Source organism: Massilia sp. LMS1-1-1.1 (genome assembly GCF_040815535.1).
Classification (GTDB): domain Bacteria; phylum Pseudomonadota; class Gammaproteobacteria; order Burkholderiales; family Burkholderiaceae_D; genus Janthinobacterium; species Janthinobacterium aestuarii.
In genome coordinates, this window is sequence record NZ_JBFPNG010000012.1 from 922,672 (window position 1) to 947,511 (window position 24,840).

Consider the following 24,840-nt stretch of genomic DNA (forward strand, 5'->3'; position numbering starts at 1 on the left):
ACCAATACATTGAAACGGGAGTTCACATGGCAAGCAAGAAACCGAGCAAAGTTGCAAAGATCGACATCGGCATTTCCGAGGCGGACCGCGCGAAGATTGCGGAAGGCCTGTCCGGCCTGCTGGCCGACAGCTACACCTTGTACCTGATGACTCATAATTTTCACTGGAACGTCAAGGGGCCGATGTTCAACACCCTGCACCTGATGTTCATGACGCAATACACGGAGCAGTGGGCCGCGCTGGACCTGATCGCCGAGCGCATCCGCGCCCTCGGCTATCCGGCGCCGGGCACCTACAAGGAATTCGTCAAGCTCGCTTCGATCAAGGAAATCGACGGCGTGCCGCCGGCGCTGGAGATGGTCAGCCATCTGGTGTCGGCACAGGAAGCGACCGCGCGCACGGCGCGCCGCCTGTTCCCGCTGCTGGAAAAAGCCAATGACCAGCCGACGGCCGACCTGATTACGCAGCGCCTTGATTTGCATGAGAAGACGGCGTGGATGCTGCGCAGCCTGCTCGAGGAATAAATCCCCTATGGCGGTGCTAATTCCCCCGTGGCTATTGACGCCATCCGGAATTGCGTTAGACTGCTTGTATATAGGTGTTTGGCAAGAATAATATCAGGCAGTACAGCGCATTAAACCCCGTCGCTTATATAGGCTGCGGGGTTTTTTATTTTCGGATTCACAAAGATGGAGGCATCATGGCTGAATGGGTAGGCTGGTTTGTAGCGGCTGGCGCGGTATTGATCCTAGAGCTGTTTACGGGCACGTTTTATTTGCTGATGATCGCCATCGGCGTCAGTGCCGGAGGATTGGTGGCGCTGGCGGGCGGAAATGGCAGCTGGCAGGCCCTGACGGCCGCGATTGTCGGCGTGGCGGCCACGCTGTTATTGCGGCGCAGCCGTTTTGGCAAGGCGGCGCGGCGCGATGCGGCGCAGGATCCGAATGTGAATCTCGATATCGGCCAAAGCGTGGCGGTCGCGCATTGGGTTGATGGCGCGGCGCGCGTCATGTATCGCGGCGCCTTGTGGGATGTGGAACTGATACCCGGCAGCGATACGCAGGCCGGTCATTACACCATACGTGCCGTGCGTGGCAGCCGTTTGATAGTTGGATAACCTGGAGAATAGATTATGGAAGTAAGCATCGGAAGCGTATCGCTGATCTTGTTATTGCTGGCGTTGGTATTTGTCTTCAAGACGGTCAATGTCGTGCCGCAGCAGCATGCCTGGGTGGTGGAACGCCTGGGCAAGTTCCATGCGGTATTGGGTCCTGGCCTGAATATTGTCGTGCCTTTTGTTGACCGTATCGCTTACAAGCATGTGCTCAAGGAAATTCCACTCGATGTGCCGCCGCAGGTGTGCATTACGCGCGACAATACGCAATTGCAGGTCGATGGCATTCTGTATTTCCAGATTACCGATGCCATGCGGGCTTCCTATGGTTCGTCGAATTATATTGCCGCCATTACGCAACTGGCGCAAACGACCTTGCGCTCGGTGATCGGTAAAATGGAACTCGACAAGACATTTGAAGAACGCGACCATATCAATACGGCCATCGTGAATGCCATCGATGAATCGGCGGCGAATTGGGGCGTCAAGGTATTGCGCTATGAAATCAAGGATTTGACGCCGCCCAAGGAAATCTTGCATGCGATGCAGGCGCAGATTACGGCCGAGCGCGAAAAGCGCGCGCTGATTGCCGCGTCGGAAGGGCGCAAGCAGGAGCAGATCAATATCGCCAGCGGCGAGCGCGAAGCGGCCATCGCCCGCTCCGAAGGCGAAAAGCAGGCATCGATCAACCGCGCCGAAGGCCAGGCCACGGCCATCGTCGCGCTGGCGCAGGCCAGCGCCGAGGCGCTGCGCCAGGTGGGCGCCGCCATCCGCGAGCCGGGCGGCGAAGATGCCGTCAATCTGAAAGTAGCCGAGCAGTATGTGGGCGCCTTTGCGCAATTGGCGAAAACGAATAACTCGATTATCGTGCCGGCCAATCTCGGTGATATGAGCGGTTTGATCGCCACGGCGATGCAGGTGGTGAAAACCCAGAAGCCGAAAGGCGGCGTGGCTATTCCCTGATTGCCTGCTGACCGGGTCAATAGCAAGTTGCTTGTCAATACTGCCCGCTGTATAGCGGGCAGTTTTCATTTGCGTCGCCCTGATTATCTGGCAGCAGCGGAGTGGGGAGTATCTGTGGCTGAGTGTGTAACGCTGAAAATATTTTCTTCATGCTATGCTATGCGCACTTTCGGGATTATGTGCTCTCGCGCGGCGCTTGGAGGTGATGCGTGATAGGCGATAGTATTGGCCCTGTGTATATTTTGAATTGCTATTTTTAATTACTATAAATTGCAATGAAACAAAAAGTATTGCAAAATAAATGCGGCCGATGACGTTGTATTGAATCGTTGCCGCACAAAGCAGGGCTACTTGCGCAGACGGCCCATGTGCGATGTCCGCCCCCTTGATTGAAGACTTGCATCGCTTGAAAGCCGGGGAAGTGGGGCTTGGAGTAAAAGAATTGTAAAAAACAATCAAATCTTCAGAAAAATCACCTCAGTCGCGTTACAATTGGATAGAATTTAACTGTTCAGTTATATTTTTCAACTCACACAAGGAAATATCATGGATCTGTCCAGCTTATCCCTGTCCGAACTGCGTACCTTGCAGGACGACATCAAGAAGCAAATGAAGAAACGCGAACAGGACGATCTGTCCAAAGCGCGCGAGCAAATCCTGGCAATTGCCCAAAGCGTTGGCGTTTCCGTCAAAGATCTGGTTGGCACGGGTATCCGCGCTAAAACCGGCACGGTCGCAGTACGCTATCGCAATCCTGATGATGCGACGCAGCAATGGACTGGCCGTGGCCGTCAACCGAAATGGGTCAAAGAGTGGACCGATGCGGGCAAGTCGCGTGATCTGCTGAAGGTGTAATGTAATACGCCATTCATTCGGATGCTTGTCCTGTGGAGTAGTACAGGTGTAGTACAAGGCAGCATGCAAGCATCCGGAACTTTCCTGATTTATCGTCTTTGGCCAGACAGGCAAAGCGGATTCGCATCACTTATCTTCCCGGTATTTTCGCCCATACCAGTCTTATTTCCGCCGTATCTCTTTCCTTCTCCTGTTTGCATCCCGTCGCGCCATGCTTTTCATTTGCCGCAGGCAATCGGCAAAATAAAACCCGGCATATAGCCGGGCTTGTTGGTATTGGCGCAGCACGCTGCGCGCAGTGCCGGATCAGCGGCGGTGCGATTTCATTGCCGCTTGCACTTCGCGCGCGCCATCGCGGTCGCGTTCCGCAGCCCGTTTGTCGTGCTGCTTCTTGCCTTTGGCCAGGCCGATTTCGCATTTCACGCGGCCGCCCTTGTAATGCAGGTTGAGCGGGACCAGGGTGTAGCCGGAGCGTTCCACCTTGCCGATCAGTTTATCCATTTCCGTGCGGTGCAGCAGCAGCTTGCGCGTGCGTACGGCTTCCGGATGGATATGGGTAGAGGCGGTCGGCAGGGCGCTGATATGCGCGCCGAACAGGAAGAGTTCATCGCCACGGACGACGACGTAGGCTTCCTTGATTTGTACGCGGGCGTCGCGGATGGCTTTAACTTCCCAGCCTTCCAGCACGATGCCCGCTTCGTAGCGATCCTCGATAAAGTAGTCGTGGAAGGCTTTTCTGTTGTCTGCTATGGTCATGAGATGGTAAATGTGCGCGGGTCGGTTAAACTACTGTCTCGCGCAAGCGCGATAAAATCAAATGTATCCAACATCATAGCAAATGGTTCTTCAATGGCAGTAGTACATAAATCAGTTTTTCTCGGCTATAGCGCCGAACAAATGTTCGCGCTGGTGGCGGCGGTGGAGGATTATCCCAAATTCCTGCCCTGGTGCGGTGCGGTCGAGATTCGCGAGCGGGGCGAGAACACGGTTGTCGCCAGCGTGGGCATACATTACCACGGCGTGCGCCAAAGCTTCACCACGTCCAACGAGAACGTGCCGCCGTCATCCATCAAGATGAAGCTGGTGGACGGTCCTTTCAAGACCCTCGATGGCGTGTGGACCTTCAAGGCCCTGCGCGAAGACGCCTGCAAGATCGAACTGGACCTGCATTACGAGTTTTCCAGCCGCGTACTGGAACAGATCATCGGCCCCGTCTTTGGCATGATCGCCAACAGCATGGTCGACTCCTTCTGCAAGCGCGCGGAGACCGTGTATGGCTGAGGCCAGCATTCACGTGCAAGTCTGCCATGCCTTGCCGGATAGCAGCTTCCTGCGCGCCTTGACGGTGCCTGCAGGCACCACCATCGAACAGGCGGTGGCGCAGAGCGGCTTGCTGCAGGCCATCCCCGGCATCGACCTTGCCGTCAATATGGTGGGCATCTACGGCAAGAAGAAGCCGCTCGATACGGTATTGCGCGAACATGACCGCGTGGAAGTGTACCGCCCCTTGCAGGCGGACCCGAAAGAGGCGCGCCGGCGCAGGGCTGGCGGCAAGCCTGCCAAGGCTTAGTTGCCGAGCGCATCTGCGCGCAGCTGCAAGCCCAGCGCGCGTGTCACCTTCAGGATCGTGGCAAAGCTGGGATTACCTTCGCCGGACAGCGCCTTGTAAAGGCTTTCTCTACCCAGGCCAGTATCCTTGGCCAATTGCGTCATGCCGCGTGCCTTGGCGATATTGCCAAGCGCCTTGGCGATAAACGATGCGTCGTCGCCAGCCTCTTCAAGGCAGGCTTCAAAGTAGGCGAGCATATCTTCTTCCGTCTTCAAATGCTGCGCGCTATCCCATTTGCTGAGTTTCTGTGTCATGGCAATCTCTTAGAGTTCTTGCGCCAGTCGCAGCGCGATCTTGATATCTTTCGCCTGTGTGGATTTATTTCCGCCCGCCAGGAGGATGACGATTTCCATGCCGCGCTGCGTGAAATAGACGCGGTATCCTGGGCCGTAATCGATACGCATTTCCAGCACGCCATGTCCGACAGGCTTGCAATCGCCAAAGTTGCCATCTTCGGCACGGTCGATGCGCGCCTGGATGCGAAAAAAGGCGCGTCTGTCCGTCAGATTGCTGAACCAGTTGTCAAAGGTCGCAGTGGTCAGGACGCTTTTCATATATCGAGTGTATTATTTGGGATACATAAAGGCAAGCAAATAAATCAAATTCAAGCAAAGTTATCGTGACTTTTGTAAAGGTTTAGGACAAGAACCAAGAATTTCCGTATAACTTGCTTCGTACAGCGAGGAGCTAGGATTTATGCGGGTTGCAGGCCCGCGCTTGTTTTTGTGGGCGAAACGTGGGCGAAAATCAAGCCGCGCCTGCTTTCCGGTCATCGGTCATTTTGAGGTATGGATCAGGCAACACTCCGCCTTCCTGCTCCAGCCAGCGCCCATAGGTTCGGGTGATCATCGTCGTATCTGTGTGCCCCATCTGCTTTGCCACATACATCGGATTGACCCCTGTCGAAAGTAATGTCGACGCGAAGGTATGGCGTGTTTGATACGGATTCCGGTACCGCACTTTTCCCTTTTTGATCATCTGCGCCCAAAACAGGCTCAAGCGCTGCGTATTGTCCCAGCCTTCGCCTGTGGCCGGATCCTGAAACACCAAACCACCAGCAAGGAAACTATGTTGTTTCTGCGCAACCAGCGCCTCAACGGCGCCGCGACGGAGCTCCACAAGGCGTCGGCCAGCGCGGGTCTTCAGTTCCTCGCGGGAAATGCCCATCACGCGAGACCGTTCAACCTTCGCCTTGAAGGCAGTCCAATCGATTGAATCCCAGCGTAGGGCAATGTATTCGCTTGGGCGCATACCCGTGTAAAAGGCAAACTGAAAGACATTTCTGGCTTGGCCTTGGGCAGCTCCGAGGATCGCCCCGATCTCTTGCGCAGAAAATGGGTCTACCTCGTATTCATTCCTGTAAGCGTCGCGGTCCAGTGTTTTGTGCAGTTTGACTCGGTCAAGCGGGTTGCTATCAATTAGATCATCGTTTATTGCAAGCTCCAGAGCGCCTCGTAAGGGGATTAGAACCTGGCGAACGGAAGTAGCCTTGAGCGAGAGATCAACGATCCAGGTGCGTAGTGCCGCAGGAGTAAGTGCAGAAAGTAAGGTATCCCCCCATTGCCCCAACAGAACTTTTTCATATACGCGCTTGTAGCTTTTCAAAGTGCTTGGCGCGAGGATACGCTCATAAATTTCGAATTGCTGAATAAGCAAGTCGCCAACGGTTATGTTCTTGCCCCGGGGTTGCAATCCGAACTTTTTCAACTGCATCGATTCGGGGAAGTACTTGGCATAGCTGAAATTGCCCAGCGCAATGGCGTTAAGGATCTCGCCGCGCAGCCGCTCGGCGTATTTGATGTTTGCCTTGCTGTGCGCGAGCTTCAGCGTTTCCCTGCACTCGGTGCCCCGGTACATAAATTTTATGCGGATTGATTCGCTTTGGACGCCCGACCGGAGTTCGACGCCTGGCGGGCTGGACTTGTTTGTTCCCATTTTGCTACCCATTCTTCTACTGCCGGCAGGTTGATCCACAGCCGGCCATCCACAATTTTGCATTGATTGCCGTCGAGCCATTTGCCTGCCTTACGGCGGGCCTGCACGGAATCGACGGAATCGCCTGATATTTCGACGTAGCGCTCGAGCTTTACCCAAGCAAGAGGCTGGCGCTCGGCCTCTGCCTTGGCGGCTGCCGCGCGCGCATTGCGCTCGATGGTCTCGACCAGCTTGGCCACCATGTCGTGCTCGCTCATGTTCATGGCACGCTCCCGGGCGCTACGTCGCCAGCATGCCCGCTGCCGCCGCACGCCGGGCAATCCAGTTCGCCGGTGCCCAGCTCGGCGCCATCGTTCATGAAGATCAAGCCGCTAGGCGTCGAGGCTATCGTCTGGCCAGCGGCGCGCGCGGCGGCGATGGCCTGCTGTGTCTCAGGGGAGAGCGGGGCGCGGCGGCGTTCGAGTTGGGCCTCCAGCTCTGCAATGCGCGCGTCGCGCTCCCGCACCAGGCTCTGGAATGCCGGCGCTTCGCAGCTGCTCGCGCATGGCGATTGGTGTGCGCCCAGGGCTTGCAGCTCTTGGCGTTGCCGCTGGGCATGCACGCAACTGCATTCCCCCATCCACTCGCCATCAGCACGGTGCACGTCGCCCGTGCCGCCGCAGGCACTGCACAGGGCGCGCATTTCGGCGCACGTATCCTTGGGGGCAGGCTGCGGCGCAGGGGCGGCAGAGAGGGCGGCTTGCTCGCGGCCAGCAGCGACCAGTACGCGGAACACGTCGCTGTTGCGCAGCAGCGCGCCCGGCTCATTCAGGCCCCACAGGACAGGCAGCGCCGAGATCTGATCCATCAGCCGCCCGATGATTGGCTGGGGCCCAGCAACCGGCAGCGGCGAGTGCTTCGGCTTGGCTGCTTGCTTGGCGCGGATCGCCTCGACCTTCGTCCAGATCCTGGCCCGCTCCGTCTCGCCGGCGGTTTGCATGTCCAGGCCCCGGGCCAAGCACAGCGCCGCCAGTGTGACCATGACACCGCCGACTTCCGGTGCGCGCTCGCCGACCGGGCGGCCGAAAACGTAGTCGACCAACTGATGTGCCTCGCTGGCCGTGCAGCCGCACGCCTGCACCAGTTCCAGCGATTCTTCCAGGAAGCGGTGATTGCGCTCGACGCCATCGGCCGAAATTTCAGCACCGAAGCACGCCATCATCCAGGGCTGCACGCGCGTCTGGAACGCTTCATCGGGCGCTGCGCTGGCAACGGGTATGTGTTGCTCGTTAGTCATCATTGTGGTTGCTCCAATATGGTTAATTCGGCGGGCGCGACCGGTTCGGCCAGGCCCTCGATGTACACGGTCATGTCGGCATCGCCCTTGTGCCAGCAGAAGCCAGCAATAAAGCAGTTGAGGCCTTGGTAGCCCACCGGCCTGGCCAGCTGCTTTGCGCGGTGCAGGCGCAGGTCGTGCTGGTCGGCCAGCTCGCGTGGCGATTCAGCCGGCGCCGGCGTGCGGGCGCTCATGTCGCCCACCAAGCGCCGGTCACGCTGGCGATCACGTAAATCAGGATCAGGGCCACCGCCACACGCGCGGCGCATGCGCTGCGTTCGCTGTTCGGGACTTCGTCGTTGTCGTTCATGGTGCAGCTCCCGGAGTACCTGGAAGCGCCGCTACCGTATCCACTGGCGTCAATGCCTCACCTCGCCGCGCCAGAAATTCCCGCGCCAGCCGCTGAATGTTGTTCTCGCCCGTGTTGATCCGTTCGGCAAGCGCCGAGTCTGGATTGCGCACCGATTCGATCTGCTCCCGCTTCACGCCCAGCACTTCGGCCATGATCGGGTCGGCGCCGCTGTCCGACACGAGGAAGTAGGCAGAGCAGGGCGCATCCTGGCCATCACGGTGCACGCGCCCGATACATTGCTCATGCACACCAGGTGACCAGTCCAGTTCACCGAACACGACGGTGTTGCAGTAGCCCTGGAGACCGTCAACACCGGCGCCCGAGCGCAGCGACATGATCAGCACCTGGGCCTTGCCGGTTAGGAACGCGCTGACTGCCTCGTCTTTTTGGTTTGCAGACTCGCTGCCCGTGTACAGCACGGGATTAAAGGCAGCCAGCGCTTCCATCCAAATGCTGTAGACCGCGCGGTGCCAGCCAAACAGCACGATTGGCTCGCCACTGTCGAGCAGCAGTTTGACGAATTCGGCGACGTACGGCGCCTTGGCGATGCCCGTGGCCTGGCGCATCAGCGCGTCGAATTCGCCGGCGGCCTGCATCTTTTCACCGCGGAACTGCTCGTTATGGCGCAAGACGATCTTGGCCAGCGAGATCGCATCGCTGTGCAGGGCGTCGAGCGCCTTCTCGTCGGCATCCACTTCGTGCACGATCTTCGACAGGTCGGGCAGTTCCCGGCCGACGTCGGCGCGCGTGCGGCGCAGCATGATGCCTTCGCGCCGGAGGTAGGCGCCGAATTCCTTCGCGTTGGCCAGCCTGGCCTTGCCGTCCACTTCGGTCGAGCACCACTCGCGCACGAATTCGTCGTACTCGCCCAGCGCCTCGGGCGCCACCACGTTCAGCACGTGATAAAACTCGTGGCCATAGTTGTAGATCGGCGTGGCGCTCAGGCCCATGCGTCGCGCGGCGCCGGCGCCAAGGTGTGCGGCTGCCTGGTAGATTGCTGTGCCGGGGCTGCGCAGCGCCTGGCATTCGTCGTAGACCACGTATTTCGCCACGCCGTGCAAAGTCTCGGCCCAGCCGCGCAGCTTGTGATACGAGGTGATGATCACGTCCGGCAGGCGCGGTGGAATCAGTTCAATCTGTTTTGAGCGCGAGCGCGGCATCAGGTCGTATGGCGAGCCTTTCTTGAGAATGTGCACGGTCAGGTCGGGCGCGAACTCTTTGATCATGGCGCGCCACTGGCGCGGCAAGTGCGCCGGGCAGACCACCACCACGGGCAGGTTCTCTGCGCGCACCATGCCGCAGATCGCTGAGACCGTTTTGCCCAGACCCAGGTCGTCGGCCAGCAAGAAGCCACCTTTCAGTTCAAGCATCTGCGCCGCGAAGGCCTGGTACTCACGCGCTGGCTTGGCGAGATTGATCTCGAAGGGCACCACATGACCGGCCATCAGGTCGGCCAGGCGCGTCTCGCTATCCCGATGCTGATCGGCCAGCCGGTCCATGATGTCGCGGCGGTCGACGTCCATCGGGTACCGGTCGATAAACCAGGCCAGCTCGCGCGTATTCTCAGGCGTCACCGAAATGCAGATGTGCTTGGCGGCGTGCTGGGGCACGCGCGGGAAAACGCGTTTGAGCCGCGCCCGCACGAACGGCTCGCCTTGGATCAGCCAGAAACGCTCGGTGTAGTTGATGGTTCCGTATGTCGAAGTCAAAACGATGCTCCTGTCAGTTTGATAATGCGCACTGGCTTGCCGTGCAGTTGGTCGACCTTGACACCTGCATTGCCCCAGAACCTGGTTGTTACCAGCACCACGGCTGTAACGTCGGGCCGGGCGGCGTATCGGGCGATTTGCGTCAGTGCCTGCGACAGCGAACCTTTAATCTTGGCCTCGATGACGATGCCTGGCGCGACAAGGAAGTCGAAGCGATCCTTCGGCCCGGCCACCACCTCGCGCTGGAACTCGATTCCGGCTTCGGTGAGTACCTGCGCCATGCCCTCGTGGAGGACCACTTCGTTCGCAAACCGATAGGCGAAGCGCGGTAGCGTTTCCGCCACGCTGCGCAGGATCATTGCGCTCATGTCGCCTCCCGCACAGCACGGCCGCCGCGCCACCGCCAACCAGTTGCGATCTGGCTGTACCGCCACATCCCCATGCGCTGGCTGGTGGTCATGCGCGGCCACGGCTTGCCGCCGCACTCCCATTCCGGCCCTTCCCAGTAATCTGCTGGCAAACGGGCGTGATCGTAATGGCGCTCCCAGCCTGTGCGGGAATCATGCCCATCCCATTCGCCATCGAAGTCTTGCCAAGAAACCTCTGGAATCGCGCCGATGCGTTGCCACAAGCCGTATTCGGCGGGGCGATGACGACGCAGCCACTTGCCGCGCTTCCACGGAAACGCTTCATCGGTGACGCCAGGATCGCTCGATGGCGTGTACTTCGTCGTGTCGCCATGGCTGTGTAGCAGCTGGACCGCGCGCTTTGCCTGCTTCTTGTAGATGCGCGGGTTCATGGAGTCACCCGTTTGAACTCGATCACCCACAGCCAAGGATTGCTATCCCAGTCGCCGCCGGTCGATTCCCACAGATCGCGCCAGGCCGAGCGCTCGGTTGCGCGACCGCTGGCGCCAGACCCTTTGCAAACGATGTCGTAGCGATCCTGCGATTCGGCCAGCGCTTCCATATCGATGCCCTCGGCCACGATGTCGGCATCGCTGATGTTCTGCAGGCGCTCGACGCGCACGGACACGATCTCCAACAGCATCCGGCAGGCCGCGCGAGGCATGAAAATAGCGGGACGCTTGAACCAGCCGGGCAGTGCGCCGCCGCGCCTGGTTTCCAGCGGCACGTCCGGTGAATCGGCGTCGTACTGGTACGCGCGATCACATTTGGCCGTCATGTCCAAGAAGTGCCATTCGTCGCGGCCCTTCTTCTGGCTGTAGCGCGTCACCCAGCGGCCGTAGGCGAAGAATGTTTCCCGTACCCAAATACGATCGCCAGGCTGGCCGTGCGGGCATTTACGGCCCGAGTCCGCCAGCAGGGAGAGGAGAGCGGCTGGATCGCCTTGCCACGGCTCGATATGCTTGTTGGTGACCATTTGCGGCTGCGGCTTCATGACGCGGCGTGTCTGCGTCTTGCTGCCGTCGAGCAGCGCGCGTACCATCGGCCCCGTGAAAATGATAGGGTGATCTCTCATGTGCGTCTCAGCGCTGTAGGAGATATTTTCTTTACGTGTGCTCATGCTAAGATTCTTCCTCGAAACTTCACAAGGGTTCTGCAATGGTTGATTGGCTCTGCTGGCTCGATAATCATTCCGGACTCGCTAGTTGGTTCGGAAGTGTCGCAACTTTGATTGCAGTAGTTGTTGCTTTGGCTGCAATCTACGTGCAATGGCGCCTGACTTTCCGTGCTGACGCCAAAAGAAGGGACGCGGATGAGGCATCCACGCTGCTCTCGCTCAAATATCTTGCGAACGAAATTCATCGCATAATGCTTCTTTCCGGCTATCAGGTTGATTCCGTGGGAAATCCAACCATTTACCCCGATATCTCTGCCGAATTTTCTGCCATGTCCGCGATGCTCGATCAACTGCCAATGGACCGCATTGCTTCTCGGCGCTGCGTTTCGCAGCTGCTCCATTTGCGGCGCATCGCTAAGGAGATGAGTGCGTTGTTTCATCCAGCACCGGCTCCCGGTGACGGCTTTTACCTGAGAAATCGTGTTCGGATTAGTAAACTTACCGACGATTGTTCGAGGACTACGGAGCAAATTGGAAGCGCGTTGCTTGAGTTTGCGCCGGCGCTGTACAGACAGCACCGAGCCGCGCTGGAGCGCCTGTAAGATTGATATGCTCATGCTGCCACTCCGGTCACGGCCGCCACCGTATAGACGCCTTGCGTGCCCTTGACCACGCCGGCGGTCCCCATCGACTCGATCAGCCGGGCCGCCCGGTTGTAGCCGATGTGCAGGTGGCGCTGCACCAGCGAGATCGACGCGCGCTGGTTTGTGCGCACCACATCGACAGCCTGGTTGTACAGCGGATCGCTCGCGCTGCCGTCACCGGGCGGCACGGCGCCTGCCGCTTCGCCGTTCAGCTTCAGCATCACGCGCTGCTCGCGCACGGGCTCGTGGCCCTTGGTTGGCCGTGGGCTTGGTTCCATGATCTCAACGGCGGCTACCAGCAGCAGGTCGGCGGATTGAGAGCCGCCAGGCAGCTCCTTGGCCAGCGTCAGCGCCGACTTAATCGCGCCCTCGGCGGTTTCCGCCATGTGTTCGCGCACGCGGGCAACGGCCGGCTGCACGGTGCTGTCATACAGCTCGTTGAGCACATCGCGATAACGGGCGCGCAGCTTGTAAAGATCGGCAGTCAAGTTCACGGCTCGCTCGACCTTCTGCTGGGCGGCAGCAGCCGGGTGCGCCGCCGGCGCCAGGTCCTCCACTTCACCGCCCAGCGCCTCGACCAGGTCGGCCATCATCTTGGACAGTTCGCCGGCCATCAGGGCGAAATCGCTGTCGAAGCGCTCTTCATTGTTTTTCGTGCCTGATTCCCGTTCCGCGATTACATCCAGCGGCTTCACCGATTTGACGGCCAGGCTCTCGTCCAGCACGAAGCTGATCTTGTCGCTCCAGGTCATTGCCAGGCGGGTGCACTGCTTGCCGGCGGCGATGTGGCGGCGAATATCGTCCGCTTCTAGGGTGTGGCGCTTGTACGCCACCTGGGCCTTGCTCTCGCCCGTGGCGCGCATGATCGCGTCCTGGTCGACCGTGAAGCCGGCAGGGGATTCGTCCGTCTGCAGCCATTCAGTCATGGCGCCGACCGGCGAACGCTGCACGCGCAGGCTTTCCAGCGGCAACTTGTCGACGGATTTCAGCAGCAGCTTGATCACTTCATCGGCCTTGGCCGGGCTGGCCGCGTCCACCACCAGCCAGCCATTTACCGAGTCGATCCAGATGGCCGTGGTGCTGAGGATGGCGAACGCGCGCGGCAGCAGCTCGTCGGTGACGCGCTCCTTCAATTCCTTCATGGCCTTCTTGCCGGGCGCGAAGCCCTGGGCTTCTTCCATTTCCAGCGCGCGGGCGGCGGCCACCTGGTTGACCACGGTCGACGGCAGCAGCTTCTTCTCGGTTTTCAGCTGCAGCAGGAACTGGCCGGCGATGGCGTGCACCAGCGGCTGGCCGGCGCCGCGTGGTGAGGCCCAGCCCTGGCGCACCAGGTCCATGCTGGTGGTGGGCGTGAACTGCTGCTGCGCCAGCGCCTGCTCGAGCGCGGCGGCTGTCATTGCCCACGGCGCAGGCAAGCGGTAAATCTGGAGGTTCTTGAAAAACATGGCGATTCCTTATTCTGAAAAAACGACACCGCGCGCGGCGCCAAAAGCGTAGAGGAACTCAATGAACTGCGCGGCCTCCTTCACGTAGAAGTCGCTGGTCTGGACGCCCAGCTGTACGATGCGGCGCCCGTCGAAGCTGGGCGTCACGCGCCCGTCGTGGTGCAGCGGCGTGCCGGCCACGCGCATTTCGTCGGCAAACTCGTCCACGAGCAGGCGCTTCATATCGTCGGCATCCCACTTGCGCCCGATGTGCTCGACCTGCTTGGCGATCTCGCCGATCATCGCGTGGTACTTTTCTTCCTGGGCGCGCTTCTTCTTCGGCTCGGAAAACACCACCATCCAGCCGGGCGGCGCGGTCTTGGCGAATTCAACCGCCCGGCGCCGCGCCTCGTCGTGTACGAGGAAGTAGGTTTGCTTCGTCATGGCGGTGCTCCCGCAGCGCGGCGCGCCGTCATGCTGGCACCGCCTTGACCGCCAGCCGCTGGGCCGCGTCGTATTGCTCGATGCCCCAGGCCAACGCGTAGCAGCACCAGAGGAAGCGGGGCGTGTATTCCTTCGTATCGACTTCCCAAAAATCGGTGAACTCGAACTTTGCATCCGGGCCATGGAATGCCTTCCAGGCATCGCCGGCGTGCGTGAAGTCGTTTGCGGCGTCGAAGCATCGCACCTCGTTGCTGTCCGCGCTCAGCACCTCCGACTCGACCTCGGCGCGCAGCTCGGCATAGGCCTCGGCCCACAGCGCAAGCTGTTCAGGCTCGTCGTCGCCCGGCTTGTCGCCCTCTGCTTGCTGGTCCACCCAGTCATTTATCTGGCGCGTGAACTCATCGTGGCTGTGTCTTGTCACGCCTGTGTTATCGGCTGCCTCGATTTTCTCGGCCCAGTAGCGCCGATCTATGCCGTCCAGGCGTCCGTTCTTGCGGAAGAAGCCAAACATGTCCTGCGTGCGCTGGAAAACGTAGGCGCCCATGTCGCCGCTGTAGCACAGGAAACCCGGCCAGGTGACCAGATCGAAGAACATGTTGCTGCTGTCCGGCTGCTTGAAGCGGATGTGGCGGTGCACGCCGTCATCGCGGATCACGGTCATTTCGTGCTTGGCTACGTCGCGCAGGAACCGTTCTTCGGAACAGGCGGCGCTCATGCTTTTGTCGCCTTCAAAGCCGTCACGCGTTCCAGGTCATAGCAGCCGCGAATGCCATCCAGCCAGATGACTGCTGTGTGGCCGCTGAGCACCTGCGCCTCACTGGCGGTGATCGTCTCGCGGACCTCGCCACTGTCCAGTTTTACGCTGACGGCGGCGCCGACCTGATGCGCAGCGTTAAACTTGTCGCATGCGGCCTGAAGCTTGGCGGTCACCTGTGCCTGGCGTTCGGCGCGGGTGGTCATGCTGCACCGCCCAGGTCAGCCACGTCGATCACGATGCCGCGGCAGTACGGCTCGCCGTCTTCCACGATTTCGAACGTGGCGTGCGGCACGTCGGTGCGGTAGGTCCAGCTGTAACCGTCTTCCTTGGCCCACAGGGCATCCACGGCACGCACTTGCGGCGCCCGGGCGAAATAGTCCTTGAGTGCGTCGTCGTCGTGCTGGATATCCTCGCGGAACGGCAGCAAGCCCTTGGCATCGAGCAGTGCGATGGTCGGCGCGCCGCGCTCGTCGTCCACGAAGCCACGGAACTCCATCAGGTCGTCGCTGGCGCCGAAGATCACGATCAAGCCGGCCGCTTTGGCCTGCAGTTCTTCTTCCTTCGCCATTTCCTTGCCGTATTCGCGACCCGTCAGCAGGCCCGCCAGCAGCTCCTTGCTCAGCTTGACGGGCGCCAGCTCGACGGCCGGCGTGCCCATGTTCGTGTATGGGTGCTTGTCGGCATGCGGCTTGATGTGCGCGTAGAAGTGCTTGCCGATGGACTCGGCGCTGGCGAAAGCTGCGTATTCGGTGGCCGAGACGTTGGCGTAGTGGTACACGTCCGCCGGCGCGCCCTTGCGGAAGAACTGCACGGCCAGGGTCTCGGTAGCCGGGCAGTGTCCGATGGCGGCAATCTGCGAGGATTGGATGGCTTGCAGGGTGATTTGTGATGCTGCGACTGCTGTATTCATAGTTTTCTCCAGGTGGTGGGCGGGCTGTTACGCGACTTCGGCGACCAGGCCGGCGCGCGCGGTGGCAAAGTCGAACTTGGCTAGGCGGTCGATGGCCTCGGCCGGCGTCAGGCCGAACTGATCGAAAAACACATCGAGGATGTCGATGTCGGATGGGTAGAGGTCATCAGCAGCGGCGTCGAGCAGGTCAGGTGCTGGCGCTGGGCGGCTCGAGGCCGGTGCGATGACGGCGGGCGCGCGGCGGATGCCGATAGGAGGGGAGGGCGCAGGCGCGGCAACCTGTGCGGCTTGCTCGGCGGCGCGCGCCACGGTGAGCTGTGCGGCTTGCTCTGCTTGCACAGCTTCATTGACCAATCGGTCGGCGTCGACCTGGGCCAGCCGTGCGGCTTCTGCTGCAGCGGTTTGCATGTCCAGCAGTTCCTGGCGCTGGCGTGCGATTTCCGCTTGCTCCAGCCGGTTCTGCTCCGCTTGGGCGTCTGCCTGCTTTTTCAATTCAGCGGCCTGGGCCTCGCGTTGGCGCAGCGCCTCGGCTTCCTGCTCGGCCACCAGCGCCGCGCGGCGGTCGTCTTCGGCTTGGCGTTCGGCAGCGATACGCTCAGCTTCCACCTGGGCGATGCGCCGGGCCTCGGCAGCCGCTTCGCGCAGCTGCGCCAGTTCGGCGCGCTCGGCGGCAATGCGGGCGGCTTCTTCTTCGTTCGCCACTGCTGCGGCATGCAGGCTGGCCAGCTTGGCGCTCACTTCGGCAACGACCTTGGCAGCATCCTTCTCGAATTCGGCAAAGCGCTCCTTATTCACGACGATGGCAGCCACGGTAGCTGCAGCCGCCTGAATATCGGCAGCGGACTTGCCCACCAGCTCCAGCGGCGCATCATGGATCGCCGCAATATCAGCCTGGATCGCAGCAATGCGCTCGCGCTCCTTCGCAATCGCAGCTTGCTTTTCGGCCTCCACCTTGGTGTCGTAGGCGTCGCGCAGCTCGAACACGCGATTCTCTTCTGGCGTAATCAGCGCAATCAGGTCTTTTTCCTTGGCAATCACTGCCTTGCTAAAGTCTGTCGCGTCTTTGCGTGCGGCCTCGCCAACGGCCTTGATGCCGGTGCGAAGTTTCAGCAGGTTCATTCCGATGCGGTGTGCCTGCTCGCGCCCGGCGGGATCGATTACGGCAGTGATATCGGTCGAGGCAGCAACCTGTTCCTTGATTTTTGCCTCGTAGTCCACGGCGCCCAGCGCGACGGCCGCGCGCTGCGGCAGGGTGAGGGCGGTGGCGGCTGGCGCGGCCTGGGTGGTTTCGGTGATCATGCTGCCTCCTTCATTCGTAAAATTGTTTCGTTTTCGGTAACCAGTTTTTCAAAGTCGACCAGATCGAGCACCATCGCGTCGATGTAGGCGTCGTCACGCTCGACGCGACGGAACCACAGCTCTTTGCCGACTGGAGCCAGAGCAGGGCAGTACAGGCAGAAATCCCACCAGCGGCGGCCCGTGATCCACATGCAGCCCTGCACTTGGTCCATGAATTCGCTGAAATCGCCGTTTATCAGAACGTCGCGGAGGCGTTCGGGTGAGATCAGGCATTTGTATTCGCTGCCTCCGTCATCGCCGATCAGCCCGTCCGCACTGGCTCCAAACAAGCGATCTTCGGTAAGGACAAAGCCAGCGCGTTCAACAACGTGACCGCTTTGCACCTCGTGCTCATGGCGTGCGGCCGGCTCCAGGTCATGGCCGCGTCGCATGGCATAGGTTTCGAATCCTTCGTCGAGCGGCATGCCGCTGATGCGCTCGATGGCCAGGCGGAAGGCGTAATCATTGGCTGCTGACGTGGGCTGCCCTTTGTTTGCACCCGATTTCAGCTTGGCGCGCGCCACCACGAACATGCTGGCGGTGATTACCCCGGCTCGGGCGGCATGCCATTCGGGGCTTCCTTGCTCGCAGGTAAGGATGATCATTTGCACACCTCGACAGCTTCTGCGCGTGCCTTCATTGCAGGGTAGGCGCCGACCAGCTTGTCCTGCGTGGTCTTGGAGAGCCGATCCCAAGCGCCAACAAATGCTTCCAGGCCCTCGTCAGCGACCGCACCAAGGTCGGCAGCCAACTCTTCCATTTCAGGCGAGAGTGGGGGAGGGCTTGTACTGGCCATCGGCGCCGCATCAACCGTACGGCTTTGATCGGCAGCCACAGCTTTTGCTTTCAGTCTTTCGTGATCGGCAGCCAGGGCTTTCCGGTTCGGTACGCCAGTGTCAGTCCAGAATTTTTGATACGCAGTTACGCCTTTGCCAGCGGCCGCTTCGGCCGCGTCGATCAATGCTTGCGATGCCTGGGCTGGCGCTGGTGCGCGCATGCCTCCGGTATCCGGCGTAATATCGCGCGCCTCGCGGTTGCCTTCATCCAGCTCGTCGGGGGTGTAGACACCCAGGATTACATCGGGGGAGTAGAGTCGGGTCCAGCGTTTCACGGCCAGGTACGCCAGCTGCTGTTTCGGGTCGGTCGCCCACAGCGGGGAATTACGCACGCTGGCCTGCACCAGCAGCAGTTCGAGCACGCGTGGCTCAGCCTCACCGCGTAACGTCGCCCAGATGCGCACGCCCAGGCCATCCTCGTCCTTGAGGTCGTAGTCCGGTACGCGGAACTGATATTCTTTCTTGTAGTCAGCAGCGCCCTTCGTGCCCTTCGCCGGCGCGGTGCAAACCTTGGATTTACCAATAATCTTTTCCCACGGGCCGTACCACTCGTAATTGAAGCGGTCGACCGTGACGCCGCTCGACTGGATCACGGCATTGACCAGCTGAGCTTCGTATCCCAGCGCGCCGTTGACCAGGTGTGTTTTCTGCGCCACCGCGAAGGGGTTCATGCGCCACTGGATGGCCTGCATAATGACGGCGGCGCAGTCGGCCGCGCTACCGCGCAAGTGCTCCGGGATAGTGGCGCGTCCTTTGGCCATGATGTCGGCCAAGCGCATCATGCTGTCCATACTTGCGCTGTCTAGGATCAGCGAGGCACTGCTGGTGGCCACCACGGGCAGATCGCCTTGCTCATACTGCGTCGTTTGCATGGCGGTGCGACTTTCTTGCGTAACTGCGTTCATGACTTTTTCCTTGTGAGTTTTATGATTTCTGCCTTCAACAGCGCCAGGCGAACGGCGTAGACGATGGCGTGGCCGGCATGCCAGTTGCGCAGGGCCTGGCTGGCCACGTCCATCACGGCTTGGCTTACGACGTCCACTGCGCCTCCCGGTGGGCGCGGCCCAGCTGCTTCACGCGCGCGGCGGACGCGTCCAGGTCGATCAGCGCTTCGATCTGTGCGGTGATCAGTTCCTTGCGCATTTCTTCGAGGCCTGCCAACTCGCGGCGCACGCCGGCCAAGCGCATCTTGTTCATGTGGTGCTGGTGCTGCGCCTGGTAGTGACGGTGGGCAACCAGGAGGCGGTGGAAGAGGGCGATCATTTGCGCACCATCGCCGTCACGCCCAGGGCGCCGCCGTCGTAGGCGGCATCGATCAGCGCGGCCAGGTTGCCGATGGCGGCGAAGATGTGCACTGTGCTGGCGGTGCGGATGGTGATGATGTAGCTCATGCTGCGCTCCCGGCCTTGGCTGCGAGGAAGTTGCGATACTCGCGCTCCGTAGGCACGCGCAGATCGAGCATTTTCCCCAGCTTCATCTGGTGCTTTGCTTTCGTATGCTGACCAATGCCCATGCTCGAAAAGTACTTGAGGCATACGCGGCACAGGGTGCGGTCATCATCGCCGGTGTCGATTTTCGAGTTGTCGTAAGCTCGCTTCTGCGCAATCTTCATGTCCTGCGCGCGCTTGACGCCATCATCAACGAACCGCTGGCCGTCTTCTGCATTGCGGAAGGTGGCGACCCACGCGCCGCTTACATCCCAGACCCCAACGCCGCTACCGATTTCAAAACCGCGCTTCGAGCCAACGTGCAACGGATAGCGCGGCACGTATGTGTCTGGGTCCGCATACCCGGCCCAAGCATGTCCATTGGTCAACATTCTGCTGCTCCCATTTTCGTTTCATTTTTCGGTGACGCCCCTGACGAGAATCGAACTCGTCCAGTTCCGGCCCTTGCTGTCCGGCCCTGAGCCACTCCGGGGCATTCGTTCCTGCGTACGCCAGGAAGCGCGGCCGGTGCGGGTCGTAACTCCGGCGCTTGGTACATCGCGTGCCCGCTGGCGCAATTTGTGGCGGCCGGTGCTGATCTCCGGCTTGAATACTCCAATCGGCTTTCGCCTGCATGGCCTCTCCGGGCTGGTTACCGGTTGAGAAGCGCCCCGCGTAGGGCGGCGCATCAGCCTGCGCATTCACCACACTGTCAGCGGCTGCTCACGCTTCACAGGCTTGGTACTGCGCCTCTGCGTTACGCCCCATGCGGCTGCGGCTACATGGAGCCGCCCAACCGCTGATAGTGTGGTTCCTGCGCTTGCCTGGCGCAGGGCAGGGGCGGCGGCCTGGGCGACAGGCCGCGCCAGTAAATCAGGCTGCCGACACCTGCGAAGGGCGGAAGCGCTGGCTTTGCGTCGAGCTATCCAGCAGCACTTCCAAGAAGTCGCCACGGACGCCCGGATGCGTCTGCACGAACTTGCCCGGGCGCGGCAGCGGCTCGGTCTTCGTGCCCTTCACGTTCACCTTCTGATCTTTTTTGAAATTCGACATGCTGTATTTCCTTCAAGGTTGGTTGTGGCGCCGGGCTTCCCCGAGCGCCTGATCCTCACGAAGATCAATCGGGGCATGCTGATCCCACAGGGCATTTATCCGGCCCGCCGGCCTGTCCCGCCTTGAACTACGGCGCGGGCGACCGCTAAACCTTTGCCAGCTCCGCAGTCCAGCCCAGCTCGCGGCCATAAAACGTGCCGGTGCAAGAAGCCATGCGCGCATCTACTCGCGCCAGCTCATGCGCCTGATTCGGGCTGCCTGCCCAAGCTGTCGCTTTAAAAATTCCGTCTTCAAACTTGATCGATACGTCGTACTTGCGCAGCGTTGCGCGCGCCGGTGGGGCATTGAACAGGCCGGGAAGGGCGTCGCGGGCGCTCATGTTGCTTCTATCCGCCAAGGGCCGGTGTAGTTGCGGTAGGCTTCGGCGCGCAGCGCGGCGGCAGCGCCGCATTCCAAATACTTCAACTGGCCACGCGGCAGGTTGGCGCCGAACGAGTTGCAAATTTCCAAGCGGCGAGGGCAGTCGATGCTGGCAACCAGGCCTGCGCAATGGCTGTCGTTGGTGGTTTTCGCGGCGCTGATGTTCGAGGCGATCTTCATGATGATCAGCCGCGCGCTGGGATTGCGATTGCCGGGATCACTTCGCCGTTGGCGACGAGGACCGCTTCGAGTGCTGCAAGTTCGGCTGGGGACATGGTGTACTCCTGTGTTTGCTTGTTCGATGACGAATATTAGTCCGACTGCTAAGTCCATGTCAACAGTCGGACTAATAAATATTGAAATATTTATCGACGGACGAAAAAAAGCCTCGAATCATCGAGGCTGGGATGCGTATTTAAAAAGGCAGTTCGGGTGGTGGAGGCGGCCGGTAGTCTTGCCAGACGATTTCGCCAGCGTTAATCTGGCTGATCAGCGGCGCGATATCGAACGCGGAGTAGCTGCGCGAGAAGCCGCCGACGCGCGGCGACAGCAGCAAAATAGGCAGGGTAGGGAAGAACCGTTGTGCATGGAGCAGGGCGGCCGGGCCAGTGGACGGCCAGGTATGCTCTGGCTGGACCTGGACCACGGCCAACTGAATTTGCTTGATGTTGATGATCGCTGCACATAGTTGCATGAATGCATTATGCGTCGAATATTGCTAAGTTGGAAGTGATCGGAAATTCTATGAGACTAAAAAGCCCGCTCGCAGCGGGCTTAATGTGACTTTTTGATGTCAAGGGCTAGGGTTCTTGATTCCGTCGAACTTCATTAGAAAAAGACTATGAAGAGATTCTATCAGGGTGAGGGCGTGTACTTGGGCTTTTTGAGCATGAGCGGCAATCAGCTCGCCAGGGATACGCTTACCTGTTTCAAAGTAGTCGCCGGTACAATGATCGAAGAGCATTGCAACGTTTGCAGAGCAAGGATCCATGTAAAGTCCTAAATCGCCACCTTTTTGACGCTTTTTAAGGCGATCCCAACGAAAAAAAAGCTCCTGAAACTTCCCTTTGATCTCGATCTCCAAGGAAACTGCATCATCATCACGACTAGGCTTCTTCAAATAGGTCATCAAGTTGGAAGTGATTTCCTTTACAACTTTTTCAATAAGATCTATTTCTGCACGAAATTCTTTGCGCTTTTCTCGATGATTCGAAGTCTTGTTGTTATAAAACAAGCTTCCAAATGCTAATGCCCAAGCAACCGGGGGGCCATAATCTTTAATTATGTCAGCGAAACTCATTTTCCTGCGCCGAACTTGCGCGATGAAGCTTCGTCAATATAGTGCCAAATACGACTTTTATACATAGAAGTTTTTGACAATATTTCAAGTTTGTCATGTAGGTCGCGCCCTTTGAAGCCCGCGCGGACCAATCCGCCAAACGCTTCCTCCAAAAAGGATGAGCCAAAACCCAGCGCGCCATCTAGATCCACTGTCACTCTGCTACTACTTTGCAGTGCTGGCAGTAGCCAGTCTTCCCTGAATCGCTGGCCTGAATTTGGGCCATCTGTGCGATATCTGCCAGCGGGGTTTTCTGAGAAATTTTTAGGAATTGATATCATCGTATCTTGCATTTTCTTGCTCCTTGCGGAACGGTATAGACCATAGGACGAGGGTGCCAGGCAATCTGCTTTTCATTTTGTGGCATCGCTCTACGCGCCGTTGTGCATTATAGGTCATGCCGCCATGCTGACTCCAAATCGAAAGGCCACCATCCTTAAGCTGCTCACTGAACTCTAACATTTCGGGAAGACCTTTGCCGCGATGCGGCAAACGTGTGCGTGTTAGCTTGCTGTCGATAGCTGCTTGAATGAGGATGCCGTCATTGTAAGTCCGACGCTTAAAGTACTCAAAAAATTTTGGTTTTCGCTTCAGTGAGCCAGGTATCCCAATGCCTTGGTCGTAGATTGCAACAAAAAGCTCATCATCCTTTAGGAGCGACAGCATCCACCACTTGCGCTGATCTTCCGGAGGCATGCCTTTGAACGGATGCTCGTAAGCATGGCCAACGGTGTTCGCAACCGCTTCGTTCAAGCAGTCTGCAAAAGTCTCTTTTGCGGGATGAACGATTCCTTCCCTTGTGGCGCGAGTTAGATCAGAGTACGTGGCTGAGTTGAGGTCTTTTCCATAGTGGTAATGCCAATGCTTGACTCTCTCATGGGCTATAGATTTGCGTGAAGTTAGGCCTAACTTTGACAATGCAGACACATGCTGCAGCAACTCTTCCACTACAGGGTCCTTGGGGTAATTACACGACACTCTTCCGGGATACCGATCTACCCAGAGATCAAGATGGGACAGGAAAATTAGTGTCCCGCATGGATGCACTTCTTCAGTGTTGTCGAAGTTGATCTTAACCCTAAAATTGGCGTCGAGTTTGCTTTTTACAAGAGATAAAAAGTCAAATAACGGTTTCTGATCAGCGACGCCGAGGAAATAGAACTTTTGAGGCGCAAGCACGCGGCATGACCTCAGCGTGGTCACTCTTGCCCGCTTCTTCATCGGAGGGCGCGATCTCGCATGCATAGTACGACAGCACTCGCGTATAAGCCATTGGCGTCTACGAGCAGATATTTTTTTCATTTATTGTAATTGGCTCAGGTGATGTGCATGTTGACAATGAGCATGGTGAGCGTGCTGCTTACCTCTGCGCCGTTTTATAATTTCAGCAGAGCGTCATTTGCCCATCCCTGCTCGTGAAAACGTTTACTTGAGCAGGCGAATTCCGTGCCCTGGAGACGCGATACCCATCAACTTGCCTTTGCGGTAGAACATGATCTCCCGGGCGGCGCCTCCCAGGCACGCATCCATATCAGCATAGGTTGTGATCATCTGCAGGCGCTTCGCCTCGGGTTGCTTCTCGATTGCGTAGACCCAATGCACGGCAAGGTGATCGCCTTCGATGTGCCACTTGGCAAATTCTCGGATGCCGAACTGCACGTCTTGGGCGGCTGCCTTGTTGCAAGGCTCTGCAGTGGCCGCGATTGGCAGCGCCAGCACAGCCGCAAAGAAAATAGATTTTAGGATCATGGCGTCAGGCGGTATGTTTGTTCGTAGTGTGTCTGCATAAGCTGGCAGGCATCTTGGGCAATTTTCGCTTCACTCGAACCGGCCGGCAACGCTGTGGCGCGGCTGCGGCACAATTCAACGGCATCCTTGGCGGCAGATTTCTCTTGGGCGAACACTTGCTGTTGGCTTGGAACTGCGCCTTCCGGCTCTCGGTGAACTGATCCATAAACGAAGAACAGCAGGGCTACCAAAGCCGCAGCGACAGCTGGGAAAAGGATCTTCTGTAAAGCGCCACGCGCCGAGTTGTTGCCGCCCGAAGATGGGCTCATAGACGATCCTTGAAATTGCGCGGCTCGAAGCGCACGACACGGCCGACGACATTGCATTCGCCGTTGCGGCAAGGCTCTTGTTTGAAGTCCGGATTTTCGGACGCAAGATACCACTCCCTACGCTCATATTTCAGCCGCTTCACCAGGGCCTGACCTTTGAAGTTGACGGCGAAAACACCGCCGTTGACTCGATTTCTGTCGTGCACGTTAATCACCGCAATGTCGCCCTCATACATCATCGGCACCATACTGTCGCCACGGATTTTTATGGCCAAGAGCCGCTGCGGATCGAGGTCATTCTCTTCAATCCACTGGCGAGGCACGTGCAGCTTGCCGCCATCTTCATAGCTTTCCTCAGTCTCAAACCCAGTGGCGCCCGCCTGGAGGTGTAGGGCAACCATTTTGATGGGAATCGTGATGGGCGCGTGATTATCGTCGTCGGTCACAGGACGTGCGCCAGGTAGGCTTGCTGCACTGACATCATCGGTATGCGGGGCGACAGCATCCGCGATCTTCCCGGCATGCTCTGCAAGCGCTGGGCTGAAATCGGAAAGCGACACGCCCAACAAGTTTGCAAGCTTTACGCCGGCAGTCACATTTAGTGGAATTTTTCCATTGAGATATTGCGTGAGCGCGCTTTGGCCAAAACCAAGCGCAGCTGCTGCTGCCTCTTGTGAGTGAGGGAGGTTGCTTTCTTTGCGCGAGCGCTGCCACTCCTGAAAGAGAGTTTTGAGCCTTGAGGCATCGGCGAGCTGTTCGTCTGATAAGGGGAGTGCGGGCATCGTAGGAGATTATAAGGAAAACTAATAATTTTC

At 59.1% G+C, this 24,840-nt stretch carries 39 protein-coding genes and 1 pseudogene; 7 read left to right on the forward strand and 33 right to left on the reverse strand.

The features are described from left to right. Positions 1–26: 26 nt before the first annotated feature. The 4 genes from MRBLMS1_RS14165 to MRBLMS1_RS14180 all read left to right on the forward strand — a co-directional run bounded on the left by MRBLMS1_RS14165 (position 27) and on the right by MRBLMS1_RS14180 (position 2,932). Positions 27–524: a Dps family protein gene (locus MRBLMS1_RS14165; RefSeq protein WP_046684974.1), complete on the forward strand. Its 498-nt coding sequence runs from the start codon at positions 27–29 to the stop codon at positions 522–524. Between the two features lie 176 nt (positions 525–700). After that, the gene (locus MRBLMS1_RS14170) at positions 701–1,117 is read left to right on the forward strand and encodes an NfeD family protein (protein ID WP_034752222.1); all 417 of its coding nucleotides are present in this window, start codon (positions 701–703) and stop codon (positions 1,115–1,117) included. Between the two features lie 15 nt (positions 1,118–1,132). Then, on the forward strand, positions 1,133–2,077 hold the full coding sequence (locus MRBLMS1_RS14175; RefSeq protein ID WP_034752220.1) for an SPFH domain-containing protein: 945 nt from the start codon (positions 1,133–1,135) through the stop codon (positions 2,075–2,077). 546 nt (positions 2,078–2,623) lie between these two features. Then, positions 2,624–2,932 (forward strand): H-NS histone family protein, encoded by a 309-nt coding sequence (locus tag MRBLMS1_RS14180; protein WP_035818192.1) that lies wholly within the window; start codon positions 2,624–2,626, stop codon positions 2,930–2,932. A 306-nt stretch (positions 2,933–3,238) separates the two neighbouring features. On the opposite strand, the gene smpB is transcribed toward MRBLMS1_RS14180, so the two are convergent. Next, entirely contained in the window at positions 3,239–3,688 is a 450-nt protein-coding gene (gene smpB / locus MRBLMS1_RS14185) for an SsrA-binding protein SmpB (protein ID WP_034752217.1), read from the reverse strand. 93 nt (positions 3,689–3,781) lie between these two features. On the opposite strand from smpB, the gene MRBLMS1_RS14190 reads away from it, so the two are divergent. Both MRBLMS1_RS14190 and MRBLMS1_RS14195 read left to right on the forward strand, forming a co-directional pair. Beyond that, a complete protein-coding gene (locus MRBLMS1_RS14190; RefSeq protein ID WP_034752216.1) occupies positions 3,782–4,213 on the forward strand; it encodes a type II toxin-antitoxin system RatA family toxin in 432 nt (143 codons plus the stop codon). Next, entirely contained in the window at positions 4,206–4,502 is a 297-nt protein-coding gene (locus MRBLMS1_RS14195) for an RnfH family protein (protein ID WP_436481055.1), read from the forward strand. Before MRBLMS1_RS14190 ends, MRBLMS1_RS14195 begins: the two co-directional genes overlap by 8 nt. Here the strand turns inward: MRBLMS1_RS14195 and MRBLMS1_RS14200 are convergent. The 10 genes from MRBLMS1_RS14200 to MRBLMS1_RS14245 form a co-directional block, all read right to left on the reverse strand. After that, positions 4,499–4,795 (reverse strand): addiction module antidote protein, encoded by a 297-nt coding sequence (locus MRBLMS1_RS14200; protein WP_072453990.1) that lies wholly within the window; start codon positions 4,793–4,795, stop codon positions 4,499–4,501. The two genes, MRBLMS1_RS14195 and MRBLMS1_RS14200, sit on opposite strands and share 4 nt — an antisense overlap. Positions 4,796–4,804: 9 nt before the next feature. Continuing rightward, positions 4,805–5,095: a type II toxin-antitoxin system RelE/ParE family toxin gene (locus MRBLMS1_RS14205; protein ID WP_485879841.1), complete on the reverse strand. Its 291-nt coding sequence runs from the start codon at positions 5,093–5,095 to the stop codon at positions 4,805–4,807. Between the two features lie 193 nt (positions 5,096–5,288). After that, positions 5,289–6,398, reverse strand: a complete 1,110-nt coding sequence (locus MRBLMS1_RS14210; RefSeq protein WP_485879843.1) for an Arm DNA-binding domain-containing protein — start codon at positions 6,396–6,398, stop codon at positions 5,289–5,291. Positions 6,399–6,403: 5 nt separating this feature from the next. Beyond that, the gene (locus MRBLMS1_RS14215; RefSeq protein WP_485879845.1) at positions 6,404–6,739 is read right to left on the reverse strand and encodes a hypothetical protein; all 336 of its coding nucleotides are present in this window, start codon (positions 6,737–6,739) and stop codon (positions 6,404–6,406) included. Continuing rightward, positions 6,736–7,752 carry a hypothetical protein gene (locus tag MRBLMS1_RS14220; RefSeq protein ID WP_485879847.1) on the reverse strand — a complete coding sequence of 339 codons (1,017 nt, stop codon included), beginning with the start codon at positions 7,750–7,752 and terminating at the stop codon, positions 6,736–6,738. Before MRBLMS1_RS14220 ends, MRBLMS1_RS14215 begins: the two co-directional genes overlap by 4 nt. Further along, positions 7,752–7,985 carry a hypothetical protein gene (locus tag MRBLMS1_RS14225; protein WP_485467012.1) on the reverse strand — a complete coding sequence of 78 codons (234 nt, stop codon included), beginning with the start codon at positions 7,983–7,985 and terminating at the stop codon, positions 7,752–7,754. The genes MRBLMS1_RS14220 and MRBLMS1_RS14225 overlap by 1 nt, the downstream gene beginning before the upstream one ends. Before the next feature lie 112 nt (positions 7,986–8,097). After that, the gene (locus tag MRBLMS1_RS14230) at positions 8,098–9,852 is read right to left on the reverse strand and encodes a DEAD/DEAH box helicase (RefSeq protein ID WP_485879849.1); all 1,755 of its coding nucleotides are present in this window, start codon (positions 9,850–9,852) and stop codon (positions 8,098–8,100) included. Beyond that, a complete protein-coding gene (locus MRBLMS1_RS14235) occupies positions 9,849–10,220 on the reverse strand; it encodes a hypothetical protein (RefSeq protein WP_485879851.1) in 372 nt (123 codons plus the stop codon). The genes MRBLMS1_RS14230 and MRBLMS1_RS14235 overlap by 4 nt, the downstream gene beginning before the upstream one ends. Then, entirely contained in the window at positions 10,217–10,651 is a 435-nt protein-coding gene (locus tag MRBLMS1_RS14240; RefSeq protein ID WP_485879853.1) for a hypothetical protein, read from the reverse strand. Before MRBLMS1_RS14240 ends, MRBLMS1_RS14235 begins: the two co-directional genes overlap by 4 nt. Then, entirely contained in the window at positions 10,648–11,379 is a 732-nt protein-coding gene (locus tag MRBLMS1_RS14245; protein WP_485879855.1) for a hypothetical protein, read from the reverse strand. The genes MRBLMS1_RS14240 and MRBLMS1_RS14245 overlap by 4 nt, the downstream gene beginning before the upstream one ends. A 38-nt stretch (positions 11,380–11,417) precedes the next feature. Between MRBLMS1_RS14245 and MRBLMS1_RS14250 the strand changes: the two genes are divergently transcribed. Further along, positions 11,418–11,978 (forward strand): hypothetical protein, encoded by a 561-nt coding sequence (locus MRBLMS1_RS14250; RefSeq protein WP_485879857.1) that lies wholly within the window; start codon positions 11,418–11,420, stop codon positions 11,976–11,978. Between the two features lie 11 nt (positions 11,979–11,989). Here the strand turns inward: MRBLMS1_RS14250 and MRBLMS1_RS14255 are convergent, their stop codons facing one another. The 22 genes and pseudogenes from MRBLMS1_RS14255 to MRBLMS1_RS14360 all read right to left on the reverse strand — a co-directional run bounded on the left by MRBLMS1_RS14255 (position 11,990) and on the right by MRBLMS1_RS14360 (position 24,807). Then, complete coding sequence (locus MRBLMS1_RS14255) at positions 11,990–12,406, reverse strand: DNA translocase FtsK (protein ID WP_485880093.1); 417 nt, start codon at positions 12,404–12,406, stop codon at positions 11,990–11,992. 135 nt (positions 12,407–12,541) lie between these two features. Then, positions 12,542–13,465, reverse strand: a pseudogene (locus tag MRBLMS1_RS14260) (recombination-associated protein RdgC); the annotation flags it as partial. 9 nt (positions 13,466–13,474) lie between these two features. Continuing rightward, positions 13,475–13,888, reverse strand: coding sequence for a recombination protein NinB (locus MRBLMS1_RS14265; protein ID WP_485879859.1), 414 nt, complete (start codon positions 13,886–13,888; stop codon positions 13,475–13,477). Positions 13,889–13,916: 28 nt separating this feature from the next. Next, the gene (locus MRBLMS1_RS14270) at positions 13,917–14,603 is read right to left on the reverse strand and encodes a hypothetical protein (RefSeq protein ID WP_485879861.1); all 687 of its coding nucleotides are present in this window, start codon (positions 14,601–14,603) and stop codon (positions 13,917–13,919) included. Then, positions 14,600–14,848, reverse strand: coding sequence for a hypothetical protein (locus tag MRBLMS1_RS14275; RefSeq protein WP_485879863.1), 249 nt, complete (start codon positions 14,846–14,848; stop codon positions 14,600–14,602). The genes MRBLMS1_RS14270 and MRBLMS1_RS14275 overlap by 4 nt, the downstream gene beginning before the upstream one ends. Then, positions 14,845–15,555, reverse strand: a complete 711-nt coding sequence (locus tag MRBLMS1_RS14280) for a KTSC domain-containing protein (protein WP_485879864.1) — start codon at positions 15,553–15,555, stop codon at positions 14,845–14,847. Before MRBLMS1_RS14280 ends, MRBLMS1_RS14275 begins: the two co-directional genes overlap by 4 nt. A 27-nt stretch (positions 15,556–15,582) precedes the next feature. After that, entirely contained in the window at positions 15,583–16,854 is a 1,272-nt protein-coding gene (locus MRBLMS1_RS14285; RefSeq protein WP_485879866.1) for a hypothetical protein, read from the reverse strand. Beyond that, complete coding sequence (locus MRBLMS1_RS14290; RefSeq protein WP_102293746.1) at positions 16,851–17,498, reverse strand: lambda exonuclease family protein; 648 nt, start codon at positions 17,496–17,498, stop codon at positions 16,851–16,853. The genes MRBLMS1_RS14285 and MRBLMS1_RS14290 overlap by 4 nt, the downstream gene beginning before the upstream one ends. Continuing rightward, entirely contained in the window at positions 17,495–18,634 is a 1,140-nt protein-coding gene (locus tag MRBLMS1_RS14295; RefSeq protein WP_485879869.1) for a RecT family recombinase, read from the reverse strand. Before MRBLMS1_RS14295 ends, MRBLMS1_RS14290 begins: the two co-directional genes overlap by 4 nt. A gap of 124 nt (positions 18,635–18,758) precedes the next feature. Beyond that, on the reverse strand, positions 18,759–18,992 hold the full coding sequence (locus tag MRBLMS1_RS14300) for a hypothetical protein (RefSeq protein ID WP_485879870.1): 234 nt from the start codon (positions 18,990–18,992) through the stop codon (positions 18,759–18,761). Further along, positions 18,989–19,120 (reverse strand): hypothetical protein, encoded by a 132-nt coding sequence (locus MRBLMS1_RS14305; RefSeq protein ID WP_485879872.1) that lies wholly within the window; start codon positions 19,118–19,120, stop codon positions 18,989–18,991. The genes MRBLMS1_RS14300 and MRBLMS1_RS14305 overlap by 4 nt, the downstream gene beginning before the upstream one ends. Continuing rightward, the gene (locus MRBLMS1_RS14310) at positions 19,117–19,548 is read right to left on the reverse strand and encodes a hypothetical protein (RefSeq protein ID WP_485879874.1); all 432 of its coding nucleotides are present in this window, start codon (positions 19,546–19,548) and stop codon (positions 19,117–19,119) included. The genes MRBLMS1_RS14305 and MRBLMS1_RS14310 overlap by 4 nt, the downstream gene beginning before the upstream one ends. 481 nt (positions 19,549–20,029) lie before the next feature. Next, positions 20,030–20,209 carry a hypothetical protein gene (locus MRBLMS1_RS14315; RefSeq protein WP_485879876.1) on the reverse strand — a complete coding sequence of 60 codons (180 nt, stop codon included), beginning with the start codon at positions 20,207–20,209 and terminating at the stop codon, positions 20,030–20,032. A gap of 145 nt (positions 20,210–20,354) precedes the next feature. After that, positions 20,355–20,588, reverse strand: coding sequence for a hypothetical protein (locus MRBLMS1_RS14320; protein WP_485879878.1), 234 nt, complete (start codon positions 20,586–20,588; stop codon positions 20,355–20,357). Then, entirely contained in the window at positions 20,585–20,809 is a 225-nt protein-coding gene (locus MRBLMS1_RS14325; protein ID WP_485879880.1) for a hypothetical protein, read from the reverse strand. Before MRBLMS1_RS14325 ends, MRBLMS1_RS14320 begins: the two co-directional genes overlap by 4 nt. Before the next feature lie 235 nt (positions 20,810–21,044). Further along, positions 21,045–21,323: a hypothetical protein gene (locus tag MRBLMS1_RS14330; protein ID WP_485879882.1), complete on the reverse strand. Its 279-nt coding sequence runs from the start codon at positions 21,321–21,323 to the stop codon at positions 21,045–21,047. Positions 21,324–21,422: 99 nt separating this feature from the next. Further along, a complete protein-coding gene (locus MRBLMS1_RS14335) occupies positions 21,423–21,929 on the reverse strand; it encodes a hypothetical protein (protein ID WP_146012317.1) in 507 nt (168 codons plus the stop codon). Beyond that, positions 21,926–22,261 carry an STAS-like domain-containing protein gene (locus tag MRBLMS1_RS14340; RefSeq protein ID WP_102293741.1) on the reverse strand — a complete coding sequence of 112 codons (336 nt, stop codon included), beginning with the start codon at positions 22,259–22,261 and terminating at the stop codon, positions 21,926–21,928. Before MRBLMS1_RS14340 ends, MRBLMS1_RS14335 begins: the two co-directional genes overlap by 4 nt. Continuing rightward, a complete protein-coding gene (locus tag MRBLMS1_RS14345) occupies positions 22,233–23,147 on the reverse strand; it encodes a hypothetical protein (RefSeq protein WP_485879885.1) in 915 nt (304 codons plus the stop codon). The genes MRBLMS1_RS14340 and MRBLMS1_RS14345 overlap by 29 nt, the downstream gene beginning before the upstream one ends. 246 nt (positions 23,148–23,393) lie before the next feature. Then, positions 23,394–23,717: a hypothetical protein gene (locus tag MRBLMS1_RS14350; protein ID WP_102293740.1), complete on the reverse strand. Its 324-nt coding sequence runs from the start codon at positions 23,715–23,717 to the stop codon at positions 23,394–23,396. Beyond that, the gene (locus tag MRBLMS1_RS14355) at positions 23,714–24,025 is read right to left on the reverse strand and encodes a hypothetical protein (RefSeq protein WP_485879887.1); all 312 of its coding nucleotides are present in this window, start codon (positions 24,023–24,025) and stop codon (positions 23,714–23,716) included. The genes MRBLMS1_RS14350 and MRBLMS1_RS14355 overlap by 4 nt, the downstream gene beginning before the upstream one ends. Next, positions 24,022–24,807: a LexA family transcriptional regulator gene (locus MRBLMS1_RS14360; protein ID WP_485879889.1), complete on the reverse strand. Its 786-nt coding sequence runs from the start codon at positions 24,805–24,807 to the stop codon at positions 24,022–24,024. Before MRBLMS1_RS14360 ends, MRBLMS1_RS14355 begins: the two co-directional genes overlap by 4 nt. Positions 24,808–24,840: the final 33 nt, after the last annotated feature.